The following is a 17,220-nucleotide window of genomic DNA, read 5'->3' as shown; positions in this document are numbered from 1 at the left end:
GGACGCGCCGCGGGCCGTCTCCACGCATCCGCCGAACACGGGAGCCCCACCATGGCCCTGGCCACCGGAACCGCCCCGCCGCACCCCGAGCGAACCAGCACCGCGAGCCAGTCCCCACCGGACACCGGCAGCGAGTTCGCGCCCTTGCTGCGCCTGGTCAAGGGGCAAGGGCTGCTCGACCGGCGCACCGGCTGGTACGCGCGCACCATCGCGGTCAACGCGCTCGGCCTGGCGGCCGTCGTCACCGGCATGGCGCTCATCGGCGGTTCGTGGTGGGTGCTCGCCCTCGCCCCCGTACTGGCCGTCCTGTGTGCCCGTACGGCGTTCATCGGCCATGACGCGGGCCACGCCCAGATCAGCGGCGACCGCGCCACGAACCGCCGCATCGGGCTCGTCCACGGCAACCTGCTGCTCGGGATGAGCTACGCGTGGTGGAACGACAAGCACAACCGCCACCACGCCAACCCCAACCACATCGCCAAGGACCCGGACGTCGCCGCCGACATCCTCGTCTTCACCAGCGAGCAGGCCGCCTCCCGCACCGGCTTCCGCGGCTGGCTCACCCGCCACCAGGCGTGGCTGTTCTTCCCCCTCACCCTCCTCGAAGGTCTCGCCCTGAAGCTCTACGGCTTCCAGGACCTGCGCCGCCAGACCGGCCGCGAGCGCCTGGTGGAGGGCACGCTCCTCGTCGCCCACGTCGCCGGGTACGTCACCCTGCTCCTGACGACCATGCCGCTCACGCACGCGCTCGCCTTCGCCGCGCTCCACCAGGCCCTGTTCGGGCTGCACCTGGGCCTGGCCTTCGCGCCCAACCACAAGGGGATGGACATGCCCGACCCGGACGGCGAGAAGTGGGGGCACCTGCGACGCCAGGTCCTCACCTCCCGCAACATCAGGGGCGGTGTCCTCACCGACTGGTTCCTCGGCGGCCTGAACTACCAGATCGAGCACCACCTGTTCCCCCACATGCCCCGCCCCCACCTGCGGCTCGCCCAGTCGATGGTGAAGGCCCACTGCCGCGACCTCCGCCTCCCCTACGCGGAGACCGGCCTCGTCGACTCCTACCGCCAGGCCCTGCGGCACATGTACGAGGTCGGAGAGCCACTGCGCGCCGACATCTGAGGTGTCCGGCATTACCCCTGACGTAATCGACCACGCTCCCGCGCTACGGCAGCGTGGCACACGTCAACGAGACCCCGAATAGGGTCCGGTCACCGCGGCCCGACGAGGAGTGCCCATGCCCGTCAAGTCCACTTCCACCCCGGCGAGTTCCGTCGCGGACAGCACGCGTCGCGTCGTCCAGGAGTTCCTGGCCGCCCGACTGGCCGGGGACGTCGAGCGGCTCGTCGCGCTCTTCGCGGACGACGTCGACTGGCTGCTCGCGGAGAACCCCGCCGTGCCGTGGATCCGGCCGCGCTCCACCGGAGCCGAGTGCGCCGCCCAGTTCACGGAGCTGGCCGAGCACACGGTGGCCGAGGACGCGCGGGCCAGCGTCGACACGTTCCTCGTCGACGGCACCGACGCGGTCCTGATGGGCCACCTCTCGGGGACCGTACGGTCGACGGGCAAGTCCTTCGCGGGCCCCTTCGCACTGCGCCTCACCGTGGAGGACGGCCGGATCACCCGCCACCACCTGTACGAGAACAGCGTCTCGATAGCGGAGGCGTGCACGCCCACCTCCTGAGGGCAGTTGGGGGCCCTGGCTCCCGTCAAGTCCCGAACGGGCAACTCCGCGCCCCTACGCAGGAATTGCTGGTTTGCCCCGGTTGACGGGCCGGACGTGCGCGATCTATTGACAGTGGGTTTCAGGAGCTTTACGTTTCGCCCTGCCTGAGAGCGCTCTCAGGCAGGGGTCCCGAACCCGCTCCACCGACGGTTCCGCAGCGGTCCACCACCCTCCCCAGGGCGCCGACGGCGCCCTTGCGGTGGTCCGCCGCCCGCCGTCGGCGAGACGAGATCCCGTCCTCCGCGATGACATGAGGTGTTCCCCATGCCAGTCCCCCCACCACGGCCGACCGCCGCGCTGGTCCTGACGGTCGCCCTGGCCGCCGTCGGCCTCGGCCCGGCCGCCACACCCGCGGCGGCCGCCACCGTCCCGGTGGGCGCCGGGAGTTACTCCGACACCCGGCCCTCCGGCACGACCGGCCCCACGACCAACACCGGCACACCGGTGACCCCCAAGGTCACCCAGGCCGCGCAGGGCAAGCCCGTACCCACCAACGACTGGTGGTCCTCGCTGGCCTTCCAGCGCTACGGCGACAACCCGTACTCCACCCCCATGTACGGCCACCCGCTCACCTACCAGGCCGTCTCCGGCGGACTCGAGGTCGGCTACCCGACCAGCCCGGCGATCGTCGGCGACGGACGCCAGTACGAGTACGCGCACAAGCGGGACCTGACGATCGGGCTGAGCGGGCTCAACTCGCCCGACACGAAGGCCGACGCGTGGTCGGACTGGACCGTCACGCCGTACTGGTCGGACGGGACGCGCACGCTGCGCACCACCATCGGGCACGGGATGCCGTTCGTGTACGCCCAGGGCAGCGGCGGCAACGCCCAGATCACCACGGCGTCGACCCCGACCGTCTTCTCCGACCAGGGCAACGTCGTCGGCATCACCGTCGGCGGGCACCACTACGCCCTGTTCGGGCCCAGCGGCAGCGACTGGAACGTGTCCGGGACGACGGTCAGCACCGGCCTCGGCACCCGGGACTACTTCTCCGTGGCCGTCCTGCCCTCCACCGACGCGCTGGCCACGTACCGGAAGTACGCCTACAGCTTCGTCACCGGCTCGCAGGTGGAGTGGAGTGAGTCGGGCGGCACCGTCCGGGCCACCTACCGGGTCACCACCGAGGCCAAGGAGGGCACCGAGCGCGGCACGGTGCTCGCCCTCTACCGGCACCAGTGGATGAACACCGCCGACACCCTCACCCCGTACACCTATGTGTCGCCGCGCGGCACGATGAAGGTCCGCGAGGCGACGTCGTTCACCACCAGCCAGAAGACCGCGCCCGTGCTGCCGGGGCTGCCGAGGACCGACGCCGTGGACACCGCCCGGCTGCGGACCTACCTGAACGAGGTCGCCTCGGCCTCCGACCCGTTCTCCGGGGCCACCGACACCTACTGGACCGGCAAGGCGCTCGGCAAGCTGGCCCAACTCGTGCCGCTCGCCGAGCAGATCGGTGAGACGGCCGTCCGGGACAAGCTGGTCGCGCTGCTCAAGGGCCGGCTCCAGGAGTGGTTCACGGCGGGCGGAGCGAGCGAGTTCTCCTACGACCGGGACTGGAAGACCCTGATCGGCTACCCCGCCTCCTACGGCAGCGACGCCGAACTCAACGACCACCACTTCCACTACGGCTACTACGTGTACGCCGCCGCGATCGTCGCCCAGTACGACGCCTCCTGGGCGGCGGACTCCGCGTGGGGCGGCATGGTCAAGGCGCTGATCCGCGACACCGCCAACCCCAGCCGCACCGACGGCGCCTTCCCCTTCCTGCGCGGCTTCGACGTCTACGCCGGGCATAGCTGGGCCTCCGGCCACCAGGGCTTCGCGGCGGGCAACAACCAGGAGTCCTCCTCGGAGTCCACCAACCTGAGCGCCGCCCTGGTGCTGTGGGGCGCCGCGACCGGTGACACCTCCCTGCGGGGCCTGGGCAGCTACCTGCTCGCCACCGAGAGCGCGGCGATCGCGCAGTACTGGTTCGACGCCGACCAGCAGGTGTTCCCCCAGGCCTTCACCCATGACACCGTCGGCATGGTGTGGGGCAGCGGCGGCGCGTACGCCACCTGGTGGACCGCCAACCCCGAGGAGATCCACGGCATCAACGTGCTGCCGGTGACCGCGGGCGGCTCCCCGCACCTGGGCGGGTACAAGGCGGCGATCCGCCGCAACCTCGCCGAACTCGAGCGCGAGAACGGCGGGCCCGCGGTCGAGTGGCGCGACATCCTCTGGGAGTTCGAGTCACTGGCCGACCCGGCCGCCGCGAAGGCCAAGTGGGACGCTGGCAACGCCGGATACACCCCCGAGCAGGGCGAGTCCAAGGCCCACACCTACCACTGGATCGCCACCCTGGACGCGCTCGGCGCCCCCGACCCCTCGGTGACCGGCGACATCCCGACCTCGGCCGTGTTCAGCAAGAACGGCGTGCGCACCTACGCCGCCCACAACCACGGCTCCACCTCCCGCACCGTCACCTTCTCCGACGGCAAGACGCTCACCGTCCCGGCCCGGTCCACCGCGACGGGGACCGGCACCGGTACCGACCCGGGCACTCCGCCGGGTACGTCCACCGGCAACACCTTCCAACTGCGCACGGGCGGCACCCTCACCACCGCCACCGGTGCCACGGCGGGCGCCGACACCATCGCCTCCGCCGGTGGCGACAACCACGACGGAACGCCCACCAACCCGCTCGTCTACCAGGTCACGGGCGTCAACGGGCGACTGAAGTCGGGCGGCACGACCGCCTTCCGCCTCCCCGTCGACTCCGGCACGGCCATCGCGGTCGCCCCCCAGGTCCGGATCAGCTACGACCTCACCGGTGACGGCACCTTCGACCGCGTCGAGACCTACCGGTACTTCGCCACCGACCCGGTCACCGGGTGGGAGGACTACACCCAGGGCACCGGCCTGAAGTCCGCCTCCGGAACCCTCGGCGACCTGGTGAACGGAACCGTACGGCTGGAGGTGTGGAACGCGATCGGCAACGCCACGTCGCGGGTGCGCACCGGCACGGAGACGTCCGTGGTGGTCATCCCGTACGAGTGACGCGGACGGTGACCGACGGCCGATGACGGTGGCCGCGGGGCCTTGGCCCGCGGCCACCGTCGCCGTGCGGGCGAGCACGGCCCGGGGTCAGGCGGGGGCGCCGTGGAAGCCGCGCGGCCCGTCGAAGGTGAAGCGCGCCCATGTGGAGGGGACGTACGCGGCCACGGTGTAGCGCACCGGCCCGTGGCCGCCGACCGCCCCGACAGCGAGCGGCCGGTCGAACCTCATCGTGGGCCACGACCGGTCGGGCCACAGCACGTCGCAGTCGCCGGAGAGGGTGTCGAGCAGGGCACCCACCTTGTGCGCCTTCGCGGGCAGCAGGCGCTGGTGAACGTTGTGGACACCCATGCGGCCTCCCAACGATCCTCGCCTCACCCGGGGGCCCGGTGAGCCACGGCCGACGAGGGCTGGTCGCGGCGACTCGTCGGCGGCAGTCCTGAACGGTCACGGCGACGGGGCCGCCGGGCAGGAACCGCGCGCGGCGTTCCCGCCGGGCCAGGCTGCCCGTCAGGCACGGTCGCCACGGCCCCCGGGCTGTTCCTCCCCGAGTCCGCCTCAGTTCGTGTCCGTCGGCGGCGGTCAGTCTCGTACGTGCAGCCCGAAACCTGTGCGGCCCGCGGGCTCCAGGCCCTCCTTCAGACGCAGCGACGGGATCTCGTAGTCGCCGAAGTTCTGCCGCCGGAACGGGATCGGCTCGGTCGACTCCAGGGTGAGCAGGCGCTGCTCCCATGCCTTGGCGACGTCCGGCCACGTCTCTTCGGTCATCCGGTCGACGCCGTAGAGCACGAAGGGCGGCAGCACCTCGATACCCGGGTAGTAGAGGATGCCGTGCTGGAACGGGAACAGCAGGTCGTCGATGGGGCCGTTGATCCCGCGAGCGCCGTAGTGCGACTCCGGTCCGCCGACGGTCACCGACAGCAGGGCCTTGCGGCCCGCGAGGGTGCCCTCGCCGAAGCGCTCGCCGTACTTGGTGTCGCTGTGCTCGCCGACTCCGTACGCGAAGTGGTAGGTGAACACCCGGTCCACCCAGCCTTTGAGGATGGCGGGCATGGTGTACCACCACAGAGGGAACTGGAAGATGATCGTGTCGGCCCAGAGCAGCTTCTCCTGCTCGGCGCGGATGTCCTCGGTGAGCGTCCCGGCGTCGAAGGCCCGGCCCGAGTCCGCCGCGACCCTCAGCGGGCTTGAGGCGTGGGGGCCGTAGTCCGCGGCGTCCAGCACCGCCTTCCAGTCCATCGCGTACAGATCGCTCACCCGTACCTCGTGCCCGGCGCCTTCCAAGGTGGACACCGCGAGGTCCTTCAGCGAGCTGTTGAGGGACCGCGGTTCCGGGTGGGCGTGGACGATCAGCGTCTTCATGGGAACTCCTGGGGATCGGATGCCCCCGATCCTGGGCGTCCGGGCGCCCGGCGTTCAGGGGCTCCTCTTCCTGGGCCGGGAGTTCCTGGTATCGGCAGGGCCACCTTCGCGGGGGCCGACGCGGTGATACTGGAGGGCATGGAGGATCTCGCGCACTTCCTGCGGACCCGGCGCGGCCGGGTCGACCCGGCCACCGTCGGCATCCCCACCGACAGCCGCCGCCGGGTCGCGGGGCTGCGCCGCGAAGAGGTCGCGCACCTGTCCGGCGTCAGCGTCGACTACTACGTACGCCTGGAGCAGGGCCGCGCGAAGCAGCCCTCCGAGCAGATCCTCGACGCGCTCGCCCGCGTCCTCGGCCTCGACGAGACCGAACGCGGGCACCTCGACCGGCTCGCCCGGCAGCGCCGCCGCGGGGCGAAGGTGCCGGGCGGGCGGGTCCGGCCCGAGCTGCTGCGCGTCCTCGACCTGATCACCGACGCACCCGCGCTGATCATGAACCACCGCTTGGACGTGCTGGCCGGGAACCGCCTCGCCGGGCTCCTGCTCGGCCAGCCGATACCGGGGCTGAACACCGCCCGGCACATCTTCCTCGAGGAGGCCGAGCGCGGTCTGTACGCGGACTGGGAGACGTGCACCCTGGACGTGGTCGGGCATCTGCGCCTGGCCGTGGGCCAGTTCCCCGAGGACCCTCGCCTGGCCTCGCTCATCGGAGAGCTGGCGATGGGCAGCGAGCGCTTCCGCCGCCTCTGGGCTCGTGCGGACGTCCGCGCCCGCACCCATGGGCGCAAGGCGTACCGGCACCCGCTGGTCGGCCTGCTCGAACTGCACCAGGAGAACCTCGCGCTCCCCGACGCCACGGGCATGGAGCTGCTGGTGCTGTCCGCGGCCCCCGGCAGCCCCACCGAGGACGGCTTGCGCCTGCTCGCGGGCCTGGACACGGACGGCGGCGACACGCGTCCCACCGTCACCACCCGAGTCCGCGAGTAGCCCGCCGACGCCCTGCTCGGCGGCCAGCAGGGGAGCCCGTCCGGGGAGGGGAGCAGGCCCCGACAGAGGGACGGGACGCCCTGCGGAGGGCCCCGGTGAACGGCGCGCGCGTCGCCTCCCTGCGCACGGGCGCCTTCGCACTGGCCCAGGCTGGTCTCCTCGACGGGCTCCCCGCCACTACCCACCGGGGGCTGGCCGCCGACCTCGCCACCCGGTTCCCGTCCGTCGACGTCCAGCCCGGCCTCCTCTTCGTGGAGGACGGCGGCATCTTGCCCTCGGCAGGGCCCGCCGCGCGGCTCGCGGTCGTGCCTGTCGTACGGCCGGGCGGCCAGTCCCCGTTCATCGCCCCTCGACCGCCCACTCACCCTGACCGGCCTGGCCCCAGCACGCGCGAGCTTCGACCGGGCGCCCGCTGGCACCTCCCGCTGACAACGGAAGCACGAGGAGCGAAGGAGTCGGCCTCGCTGTGCGCCACGTCGCGGGCTACTCGCCGCCCAGGTCGGTCAGGTGGAGTTGGCCGCGGGAGGTGATGGTCAGTTTCTGGAAGATGCGGCGGAGGTGTTGGCCTACCGTGCGGTGGGAGATGAACAGGCGGGTGCCGATCTCGCGGTTGGTCATGCCGGTGGCGGCCATTCTGGCGATCTGGAGTTCCTGCGGGGTGAGGCCGTCCGCCGAGGAGGGGGTCGGTCGGCCGACCGCCTCGCCCGCCGCGCGGAGTTCGGCGCGCGCGTCCTCGCCGAACGCGGTGACGCCCAGGGCGTCGAAGCTCTCCAGGGCCGCGCGCAGTGGGCGTCGGGCCTCCAGGATGCGGCGTCGGCGGCGCAGCCACCGGCCGTAGGAGAGCAGGAGCCTCGCCCGGTGGAGGGGCCAGTTGGTCAGCAGGCGGGTGTCGAGGGCCTGTTCGTAGGCGGTCTCCGTCTCGTCCTCGGGGGCGATGAGGGGGCGGGTGTAGGTGGTCATGGCCTTCAGGAAGGGTGCCGTCGTTCGCTGGGCCAGGGTGTCGAGTTCGGTGAAGTAGTGGAGCGCCTCGGTAGCGCGGTGCGTGCGGGTCGCCGCCTCGATCAGGTCCGCGATCCCCCAGTGGCCGACGAAGGGGTGGTAGGCGACGTCGGCCGGGTCCAGGACGCGCGCCAGGTGCTCGTAGGCGTCGTTGTACTGCTTGTTGACCAGGGCGTACCGGCCCCTGGCGAACTGGGCGAAGGCGAGGATGGACTGGGCGCCGACGGAGAGCAGTTCCGCCTCCGTGGTCCGCAGGAGTTCGCTCGCGGCGTCGGATTCGCCGCGCTCCCCGGCGAGCGTGGCCAGGGCCAGGTCGGCCACGTGGGCCCAGCGGGTGCGGCCGGTGTCGCGGGACAGGCGCCGTGACTCGTCGGCGGCGGTCCGCGCCAGCCGGTGCTTGCCCAGTTGGATCGCCGCCCACGCCTGGGACGCCAGCGCTTCACCGAGCAGTCCGAGGCGGCCCTGGTGGCGCAGCCCGTCGACGGCCGCGCAGAGGTACGGCCAGGCGAGGTCGTACGCCCATACGGCGGTCAGCGAGGCGCCCAGCGCGTGCTGTTCGGCGGGGTCGTCGACGGCCCCGGGCGCGAGCTGGGACGTGCGGTCGATGACCCAGGCGGCCTCGGCCACGGGGTCGGCACAGGCGGCGACGGACAGGACCATCGGGTCGCCGTCGTCGCGCTGCAGGCGCCGCGCCGCCTTGACGACGAGGGCGCGGGTCTCCTCGGACGGATGGCCGTACCAGCAGCCGATGGACAGCGGCCACAGCGCCCGGAGCGCCAGCGCCGCGCCGTCGTTCTCGGCTCCGGCCAGTTGGTCCGCCACGTCGGCGAAGGACCGTACCCACTCGGGGGTGAACCAGCTCTCCTCGTTGAGTGACTCCGACCAGAGGGTGAGGCGGAGCCGTTCGTCGGGGGTGAGGCGGGTCGAGCGTGCCTCGGCGAGCTGTCGACGGGCGGTGGCCGCCTCACCCAGCTCGAAGTTGATCTCCGCTGAGCGCAGCAGCAGACGGCCCCGGTGGGTGTGCGGGCGGCTGAGCGGGGCGGCCTGTCGCAAAGCCTCGGCCGCGGCGCGCGGCGCACCGCGGCCAAGGGCCCGGTGGGCGGCCTGTTCGAGGTCGAGCGCGACGTCGTCGTCCGGCCCCTGGGTCGCGGCGGCGCGGTGCCACGCCCGGCGTTCGGGCTGGTCGGCCAGGACCGTCGCCACCGCCGCGTGCGCGGCCAGTCGTCGCGACGCGGGGGCCGCGTGGTAGACCGCCGAGCGGACCAGCGGGTGACGGAAGCGCACCTCGTGGCCGTTCAGTTCGAGGAGCTGGGCGGTGACGGCGGGTTCCAGGGCGTCGAGCGAGTCGGCGCGGTCGTCGAGGCTTCTCGCGGCGCCGAGGATCTCGGCGAGGTCGCCCTCGTCGTCGACCGCCGCGATCAGCAGGACGGTCTGGCTGGCCTCCGGCAGGGCCGCCGCCCGGGAGAGGAACGAGCGTTCCAGGCGCCGGGTGGTGGGCATCCAGGGGAGCAGCGTCCGCGGGACCCTGCGGTCGCTCGTGAGGGTCGCCGGGAGTTCGACCAGGGCGAGCGGGTTGCCGTGGGCCTCGGCCAGCAGGCGGTCACGGACGGGGCGGTCGAGGTCGGGTGCGTGGTCCGTGAGCAGGGCGAGCGCGGCGTCCTGGTCGAGCGGTGCCAGCGGCAGCTCGGGCAGTCCCGCGTCGGTGAGTACGGTGTCGTAGCCCTCCCGTACGGCCATGAGCATGACGACACGGTCGGCTTCCAGCCGTCGTGCGACGAAGGCCAGCACCTCGCTGCTCGGGCCGTCGATCCACTGGGCGTCGTCGATCAGCAGGACGACGGGGGTCTCTTCGGCCAGGCCGCTGACGAGTTCGAGTGCCGCCAGTCCGACGGCGAACATGTGGGGTGCGTCGCTGTCCGCCATCCCGAACGCCGCGTACAGGGCCTGCCGTTGCCGGGCGGGCAGCGTCGGGGTGTGGTCGGTGAGCAGCGGGGCGAGCAGTTGGTGCAGTCCGGCGAAGGGGACCGACGCCTCGGACTGGACGCCGAGCGCCGAAAGGATCCGGCCACCGCGCGCGCCCGCGCTCTCCCGTACCGCGCTGAGCAGGGACGTCTTGCCGATCCCGGCCTCGCCGCGCAGCAGCAGCGCGCCGCCCGCCCCGTCGAGGGCACGGGAGACCAGGTCCGACAGCAGTCGCAGCTCGGCGTCGCGTCCGTAGAGCATGTCCGCCTCCCGCGCCGTGTCCAGGAGACCGCCCCGACCCCGCGGCGTGACCGGCTGTCCGGCCCTTCGGCTGGAAGTGAACGTTTCTCCAGTGACCAGAAACTAGCACGTCGGCGCGGGTGTGGTCCGGCCCCGACCGAGCACTGGCGCGGGGAGCCACGTCACCGGTCGTCGCCGTCCCCCGCCTCCGGCGCCTCCAGTGGGATCGGTATCCGTACGTGGACGGAGGTGCCGCCGCCGGGCGGTGAGTCGATGGTCAGCGTGCCGTCGAAGGCGGACACCCGGTCCGCGAGCCCGGTCAGACCGGTACCGGCCTTCGCCTCCCCCACGCCGCCGACACCGTCGTCCACCACCCGGATGCACAGGACGTCCGTCAGCTCCAGCTCGATGTCGATCCGGGACGCCTGGGCGTGCTTGACGGCGTTGGTCACCGCCTCGGCGACGACGAAGTACGCGTTGGACTCCACGGCCGAGGGCATCCGGCGGTCGACCCGGCTCTCCACGACGGCGGGCACCGGGCACCGGGCCGCCAGCTCCCGCACCGCCGCCACCATGCCCTTCATCGTGAGCACCAGCGGGTAGATCCCCGAGGCGAGCGACCGCAGTTCGTCGATCGCCGTCTGCGCGTTGTCGATCGACTGGGTCAGCAGCTCGACCGTGGTCGTCTCGGTGTCGGGGACCATCTCCCGCGCGAGCCGCAGGCCGATCATCAGGCTGACGAGCCGCTGCTGCGCCCCGTCGTGCAGGTCGCGGGCCGTGCGCCGGTGCACCGCCTCGACGCTCTCCATGACACGGCGGCGGCCGTCCTGCAAGGACGCGGCCATGGTGTTGAAGGAGGCGCCCAGCGCGCCGGTCTCGGCCACCCTGCTGGGCGAGATCCGCACCGACAGATCGCCGCCCGCGAGTCGCTGCGCCGCCTCCGCGACACCGCGGACGGGGCGTACGACGGCCCGGTGCTGGAGGACCGTGAAGGCGGCCACCAGCAGCACCGACGCCGCCAGCCCCAGGCCCGCGGCGATCACCGCACGGTGGGAGTTGGTCCGCGCGGCGGTCTCCCGGGCGTCCAACTGGGCGCGCTCGCTCGCCATGTAATGGTCGAACTGGGCGCGGAGGGTGTCTACGCGGCGCTTCCCCTCGGCCGTCGCGGTCAGGCCGGAGGCGGCGGGGTCGCCCCGCCGCACCCCCTCCACCAGCGGGACGGAGTAGTCGCGCAGCAGGGACTCGACGCTCTTCGTGATCTGCTCGGCCGCGCGCCGCTGGTCCGCGGAGGTGGTGGAACCGGTGAACCGCCTGGCCTCCGCGGGGAGTTCCTCGCGCGCCTCCCGCCACGGCTGGAGGAACTCTCCCGCTCGGTGATCACGTATCCGCGCTGGCCCGTCTCGATGTCGAGGACGAGTTGCTCCATGGCCCCGGCTTCTACGAGGGCCGTACGGGAGGCCCGCCGTGCGGAGGTGGAGTCGTTCGCGTCGGCGATGGCCCACAGCAGCACCACGAACGCGACACCTATCAGCAGGGCGAGCAGCCCGCTCGCCGCGACCGTGAGGCCCGTCAGCCCCAGCCGTCGAGCCTGGCCCCGTCTTCGCACCCTCATGTTCCGCCTAGCTAGGGAGTGTTGCTGTCAGTCACGTGGGGGGCCTCTTCTCGACGGCAGTCACTTGGCAGCCGCGAGAAAGACAGTAAGACACAGAACATGAGCCAATCATAGGGTCAGCGCGCATCTGACATGACTGACATCACTGACATGGCTGCTGACATGACTCCACGCCTGTGGGGCTGGCCGTAGGCCCGTGGCGGACAACCCCATGTCAGGTCACCGGGATCGCACTACAGCCCCGGTCGCGGGTGAGTCCCCAGACTCGGAGCATTCCGAGCCCCACCATGAGTACGAGGAGTACGACATGACTGTCCCGCGCACCGGCACACCCTCCCGCGGCCTGCTGATCGGGGGCCGTGAGGTGCCCGCCCTGTCCGGCCGGACCACCGACGACGTCGATCCGGTGACCGGGGAGGTGTACCTGACGGTGCCGGCGGCCGGTCCCGAGGACGTCGCCCGGGTCGTGGACGCCGCACACGCGGCCTTCGCCGAGTGGGCCGCCACCCCTCCGTCCACTCGCAGGGCCCTACTGGAGCGGGCGGCCGACCTGATGGAGGCGCGGTCCGGCGAGTTCACCGACATCATGATCCAGGAGACCGGCGGCACCCGGACCTGGGCCGCGTTCAACATCCGGATGTCCGCCGACCTGATCCGGCAGGCCGCGGGCATGGCCACGCGTCCCGTGGGCTCCGTACTGGCCAGCGACGTGCCGGGCGAGTGGTCGATGGCGGTCCGCGAACCCGCGGGCGTGGTCGCCGCGTTCGTCCCGTGGAACGGTCCGCTGATCCTGTGCACCCGGGCGATCGCGGTCGCCCTGGCCACCGGCAACCCCGTCGTCGTACGGCCCAGCGAGGACGCCCCCGTCACCTCCGGCTACTTCCTCGCGGACGTCCTCGCGGACGCGGGCGTCCCGGCCGGGGTCGTCAACGTGCTCACCAACGACCGGACCGACGCGCCCGCCGTCGTCGAGGCGCTCATCGCCGACCCGCGCGTGCGCCGCGTCAACTTCACCGGGTCCACGCCGGTCGGCCGTATCGTCGGACGGCTCGCCGGGGAGCACCTCAAGCCCGTCATCCTGGAGTTGGGCGGGAAGAACCCCATCGTGGTGCTCGACGACGCCGATCCGGTGTACGCGGCGTCCGGGATCGCCGTCGCCAAGTTCATGAACTCCGGTCAGATCTGTCTCTCCGTCGACCGGGTCATCGTCCAGAACGGCGTCGCGGACGCCTTCGTGGAGGCCTTCCTCGCCAAGGTGCGCACGGTCGGGCAGGGCGCCGCCGAGGGCGAACACACCCTCGTGGGGCCGATGATCAACGCCCGGGCCGCCGAGCGCGTCGCCGGTCTCGTCGCGGACGCCGTCGCCAAGGGCGCCACCGTCCTGTACGGCGGCGGCCCCGCCGAGGGCTCCTTCTACCCGGCGACCGTCCTCACCGACGTCACCCCGGACATGCGCGTCCACACCGAGGAGGTCTTCGGCCCGGTCGCCACGGTCTACCGGGTGGAGACCGAGGACGAGGCCGTCACCCTCGCCAACGACACCGAGTACGGCCTGTCGAGCGCCGTCTACACGGAGAACGGCGGCCGTGGGCTGGCGGTGGCGCGTCGGCTGCGCCACGGCAACGTGCACATCAACGACCACTCCGTCGCGGACGAGCCGCAGGCGCCGGTCGGCGGGGTGAAGGACAGCGGGTTCGGCCACTTCGGCAGCGACTGGGGCGCCGAGTTCTTCACCGAGACGCGCTGGATCACCCTCGCCGACCGGCACCGCGCCTACCCGGTCTGACCGCCGACCCGCCCCTGACCGCCGCCGACCCGCCCTTGACCGCCGTAGGTCCGATCTTGTACCGCCGTAGGCCCGATCTTGTGAGGACGCCCGTCATGACCGGCTCGTACCCGCCTCTCAGCCGCCCTCGACGGGCCGTTCCGGCCGCCGTGCGGGAACTCCTCGTCCTGCGTCCGATGCCGTCGCGCCGCCGCAGCGCCACCGTGGCCGCCGTCTGCACCGCCGCGCCCGTGCTGGCGGGCCAGGCCCTGGGCCAGCCGGTCCTCGGCCTGCTCGCCAGCACGGGCGCGCTCGCGGCACTGTACGGCGGGCGCGGGACCGCCCGGCAGAAGGCCGCCGCGGTCGCCGGTGCGGGCCTCGCGCTCGCCGTGGGCATGGCGGTGGGCAGCGCGCTCGCCGGACACGCGCTGCTCGCCGTGGTCGGTACGGCGCTGTGGACCGCCGTCGTCGCGGCGCTCTTCGCCGCCGTGGGAGCCCGGCCGCCGGGCCTCGTGATGCCCGTACTGGTCTGCTCCGTGGGGACCGGCCTGCCGCCCGGTGACACCGGGCGGCGGGCCCTGGGGGTGGCCGTGGTGGCAGGGCTGGCGGTGGTGTTGAGCTGGGCCGTCGCGGCGCGGGGCGCCGCCCCTGGTGGTGTGCTCGCCCAGTCCGCGGTCGATACGAGGATGAGGCTGCGGCTCGCTCTGAGGTCGCTGCCGCGCTCACCCTTCCCGTGGATGGCGGTGCGTACCGGCGCCGCCGTGGGGCTGGCCGGTGCCGCCTCGCTGCTCTGCCAGGTGGGACGCCCCTACTGGGCGATGGCCACCGCCGCCGCCGCCGCCGTCCTGGCCCGGGGCAGTCACGCGGCGAGCGCCAACGCCCGTGCCGTGCTGCGCGGCGCGGGAACGGCCGTGGGCTGTCTGCTCGCCGGTGCGCTCGCCGCGCTCCACCCGCGGGGCGTCGCGGTCGCGGCGCTGCTGGCCGCGCTCACCTTCGTCATCGAACTCGTCGTGGCCCGCAACTACGCCGTGGCCATGGTCTTCGTGACGCCCCTGTCGGTCCTGCTGGTGACCGCCGCGAGCGGTGCGTCCGCGGTGCTGGCCCTCACCGGGGACCGCCTCCTGGAGACGGTGCTGGGCTGCGTCGCCGCGGTCGTCGCCGGGCAGCTCGTCACCCGCCGCTGGGCGGTACGGCACCGGCGGCGGGCCGTGTCGGACGTACGGGCCACGGTCGCCGACGTCCTGCGGGAGCCGTCCGAGCCTCGGCACCGGGCGGCGCTGCTGCACGCGCGCGACAGGCTGCGACTCGTCGGTGAGCGCACCGCCGGGGAGCGCCGGGGCGTGCGGACGGCGGTGGCCGCGCTGGACGAGGCCGCCGCGGCGGCGCTCGATCTGGCCGGGCGGGTCCTGGACGGTCCCGGGGGTCCGCCCGGCCCGCCCACCACATGAGCCACGGCTGCGGACCCGACCTGGGTCCGCAGCCGTGGCGTCGTCGCTCCCCGTACCGGGGTCCCGGTGGGTGCGGCGCTCAGCGTTCGCTGTCGAGCGTCGCCATCATCGGGGCGGCGTACCGCTCGCCCGCCGCCGCGCCGACCGGTACCGCCTTCTCGATCTCGGCCAGCGTCTCCGCGTCGAGGGTGACGTCGGCGGCGCCGAGCGACTCCGCCAGCCGGTCCCGGCGGCGGGCGCCGACCAGCGGCACGATGTCCTGGCCCTGGGCGGCCACCCAGGCGATCGCCACCTGGCTGGTGGTGACGCCGAGCCGCTCGCCCACCTCGCCCAGCGCCTGGACCAGGCGCAGGTTCGCCGCCAGGTTCTCGCCCTGGAAGCGCGGGGAGTGGGCGCGGAAGTCGCCGCCGCTCAGCTCCCGCTCGGGCGACCAGTGCCCGCTGAGGAGACCTCGGGAGAGGACGCCGTACGCCGTCAGGCCGATGCCCAGTTCACGCAGGGTGGGGATGATCGACTCCTCGGGGCCGCGGGAGATCAGCGAGTACTCGATCTGGAGGTCGCTGATCGGGGCGACCGCGGCGGCGCGGCGGATGGTGTCGGCGCCCAGTTCCGACAGTCCGATGTGGCGGATGTGACCGGCCTGCCGCATCTCCTCCAGGGCGCCGACGGTCTCCTCCACCGGGATGTCCGGGTTGAGGCGGGCCGGGCGGTAGATGTCGATGTAGTCGGTCTCCAGTCGCCGCAGTGAGTAGGTCAGGCGGTCCTTCACGGCGGCGGGCGACACGTCGTAGGGGACGGGCTGGAAGCTGCCGTCGGGCGCGCGGCGGGAGCCGAACTTGACGCTCAGGACGACGTCCTCACGGCGTCGTTCCCGCAGGGCGCGTGCGATGAGCATCTCGTTGGCGCCGGAGCCGTAGAAGTCGGCGGTGTCGATGAGGTTCAGGCCCGCGTCGAGCGCCGCGTGCAGGGTGGCGATGCTCTCGGCGTCGTCCGCGGGGCCGTACAGGTCGGACATGCCCATGGCGCCGAGGCCGATGGTGGACACCTCCGGGCCGGTCGCGCCGAGCTTGCGTCGGGTCACGGTCATGGCTGTTCTCCTCGTACGTGTCAGGTGTCGGTGCTGGGTGCGTGAGGGGGTGGGGAGGTCAGAGGCGGTCGAGCAGGCCGGTGACGCCCATGCGGCGGGCCAGGCGCAGCCGCAGTTCCTCGGCGGCGCCGTTGATGATCTCGGCGCCGAAGTCGGATCCGTCGGCGACGGTGCGGCGCGGGCGGTGGCCGACGGGCAGGTCCACGACCCGGACGACCTCGTCGGCGACGATCTGCGGGTCGGCGCTCACACCGCCGACCATCATCCGCTCGGTGTCCTCGCCCATGGAGGCGAGGAACGGGGCCACCTTGTCGTAGGCGGCCGTGCGTGCGGTGTCGGCGGGGAAGGCGGCGTTGGCGAAGTGCGCGGTGCCGTGGGTGAACACGCCCGGCATGAGGATCGTGGTCTCGATGCCGTAGGCGGTGACGTCCCAGGCCGTCGATTCGGCGAAGGCGTCGAAGGCCGCCTTGGCGGCGCTGTACGGGGCGAGGAAGGGCGGGATGGCACGGGTGGTGCCGGAGCCGATCCACAGCAACAGGCCCGACTCCTGACGGCGCATCACCGGCAGGGCGGCGCGGTTGACCCGCAGGGCGCCCACGGCGTTGACGTCGAACGCGCGCAGCACCTCCTCCGGGCTGAACGCCTCGGTCACGCCGACCAGCAGGTGGGCGGCGTTGTGGACGACGACGTCGAGTCCGCCGGTCTCCCGCACGACCTGCTCGACGGCGGCCCCGGCGGAGTCCTCGGAGAGCACGTCCAGCTCGACGACGGAGAGTTCACCGGCGGCGTCCTCGGCCTGGGCGAGCAGGGCCTGGGCCTTCTCGGCGTTGCGGCCCAGCGGGTCGCGCATCGAGGCGAAGACGCGGTGCCCGGCGCGGGCGAGGGACACGGAGGACAGGGCACCCATGCCGGTACCGGCACCGGTGACGAGGACCGTCTGGGGTGGGGACATGTTCTCTTCTCCTGACTGTGAGACCTGGGTTCGGTGACTCA

General features: G+C 72.8%; 11 protein-coding genes and 1 pseudogene. 6 read left to right on the top strand and 6 right to left on the bottom strand.

The window, feature by feature from the left end; all coding sequences use genetic code 11:
• The first annotated feature begins 51 nt into the window (after positions 1-51).
• The 3 genes from ACFQZ6_RS33845 to ACFQZ6_RS33835 all read left to right on the top strand — a co-directional run bounded on the left by ACFQZ6_RS33845 (position 52) and on the right by ACFQZ6_RS33835 (position 4,768).
• Positions 52-1,122, top strand: coding sequence for a fatty acid desaturase family protein (locus tag ACFQZ6_RS33845; protein ID WP_381617236.1), 1,071 nt, complete (start codon positions 52-54; stop codon positions 1,120-1,122).
• A 115-nt stretch (positions 1,123-1,237) separates the two neighbouring features.
• Entirely contained in the window at positions 1,238-1,684 is a 447-nt protein-coding gene (locus ACFQZ6_RS33840) for a nuclear transport factor 2 family protein (protein WP_381617234.1), read from the top strand.
• Between the two features lie 306 nt (positions 1,685-1,990).
• A complete protein-coding gene (locus tag ACFQZ6_RS33835; protein WP_381617231.1) occupies positions 1,991-4,768 on the top strand; it encodes a glycosyl hydrolase in 2,778 nt (925 codons plus the stop codon).
• 99 nt (positions 4,769-4,867) lie between these two features.
• Here the strand turns inward: ACFQZ6_RS33835 and ACFQZ6_RS33830 are convergent.
• A pseudogene (locus tag ACFQZ6_RS33830) lies at positions 4,868-5,116 on the bottom strand (SRPBCC family protein); the annotation flags it as partial.
• Between the two features lie 231 nt (positions 5,117-5,347).
• A complete protein-coding gene (locus ACFQZ6_RS33825; RefSeq protein WP_381617228.1) occupies positions 5,348-6,127 on the bottom strand; it encodes an NAD(P)H-dependent oxidoreductase in 780 nt (259 codons plus the stop codon).
• 138 nt (positions 6,128-6,265) lie between these two features.
• Between ACFQZ6_RS33825 and ACFQZ6_RS33820 the strand changes: the two genes are divergently transcribed.
• Positions 6,266-7,114 (top strand): helix-turn-helix transcriptional regulator, encoded by an 849-nt coding sequence (locus ACFQZ6_RS33820; RefSeq protein ID WP_381617225.1) that lies wholly within the window; start codon positions 6,266-6,268, stop codon positions 7,112-7,114.
• Positions 7,115-7,597: 483 nt separating this feature from the next.
• Here the strand turns inward: ACFQZ6_RS33820 and ACFQZ6_RS33815 are convergent, their stop codons facing one another.
• Both ACFQZ6_RS33815 and ACFQZ6_RS33810 read right to left on the bottom strand, forming a co-directional pair.
• Positions 7,598-10,336 (bottom strand): helix-turn-helix transcriptional regulator, encoded by a 2,739-nt coding sequence (locus ACFQZ6_RS33815; RefSeq protein WP_381617222.1) that lies wholly within the window; start codon positions 10,334-10,336, stop codon positions 7,598-7,600.
• 161 nt (positions 10,337-10,497) lie between these two features.
• Positions 10,498-11,817, bottom strand: coding sequence for a sensor histidine kinase (locus ACFQZ6_RS33810; protein WP_381617219.1), 1,320 nt, complete (start codon positions 11,815-11,817; stop codon positions 10,498-10,500).
• Positions 11,818-12,234: 417 nt separating this feature from the next.
• Here ACFQZ6_RS33810 and ACFQZ6_RS33805 point away from each other — a divergent pair, with 417 nt between their 5' ends.
• Positions 12,235-13,713 (top strand): aldehyde dehydrogenase family protein, encoded by a 1,479-nt coding sequence (locus ACFQZ6_RS33805; protein WP_381617216.1) that lies wholly within the window; start codon positions 12,235-12,237, stop codon positions 13,711-13,713.
• A gap of 95 nt (positions 13,714-13,808) precedes the next feature.
• A complete protein-coding gene (locus ACFQZ6_RS33800; protein WP_381617213.1) occupies positions 13,809-15,140 on the top strand; it encodes an FUSC family protein in 1,332 nt (443 codons plus the stop codon).
• A gap of 79 nt (positions 15,141-15,219) precedes the next feature.
• On the opposite strand, the gene ACFQZ6_RS33795 is transcribed toward ACFQZ6_RS33800, so the two are convergent.
• Both ACFQZ6_RS33795 and ACFQZ6_RS33790 read right to left on the bottom strand, forming a co-directional pair.
• Entirely contained in the window at positions 15,220-16,227 is a 1,008-nt protein-coding gene (locus ACFQZ6_RS33795) for an aldo/keto reductase (RefSeq protein WP_381617210.1), read from the bottom strand.
• Positions 16,228-16,285: 58 nt separating this feature from the next.
• Complete coding sequence (locus ACFQZ6_RS33790) at positions 16,286-17,179, bottom strand: SDR family NAD(P)-dependent oxidoreductase (RefSeq protein ID WP_381617207.1); 894 nt, start codon at positions 17,177-17,179, stop codon at positions 16,286-16,288.
• Positions 17,180-17,220: the final 41 nt, after the last annotated feature.

It is taken from the genome of Streptomyces flavalbus, assembly GCF_042674625.1.
GTDB classification, from domain to species: domain Bacteria; phylum Actinomycetota; class Actinomycetes; order Streptomycetales; family Streptomycetaceae; genus Streptomyces; species Streptomyces flavalbus.
The sequence above is the reverse complement of the archived record's forward strand: the minus strand, read 5'-3'. Positions and strand labels throughout refer to the sequence as shown.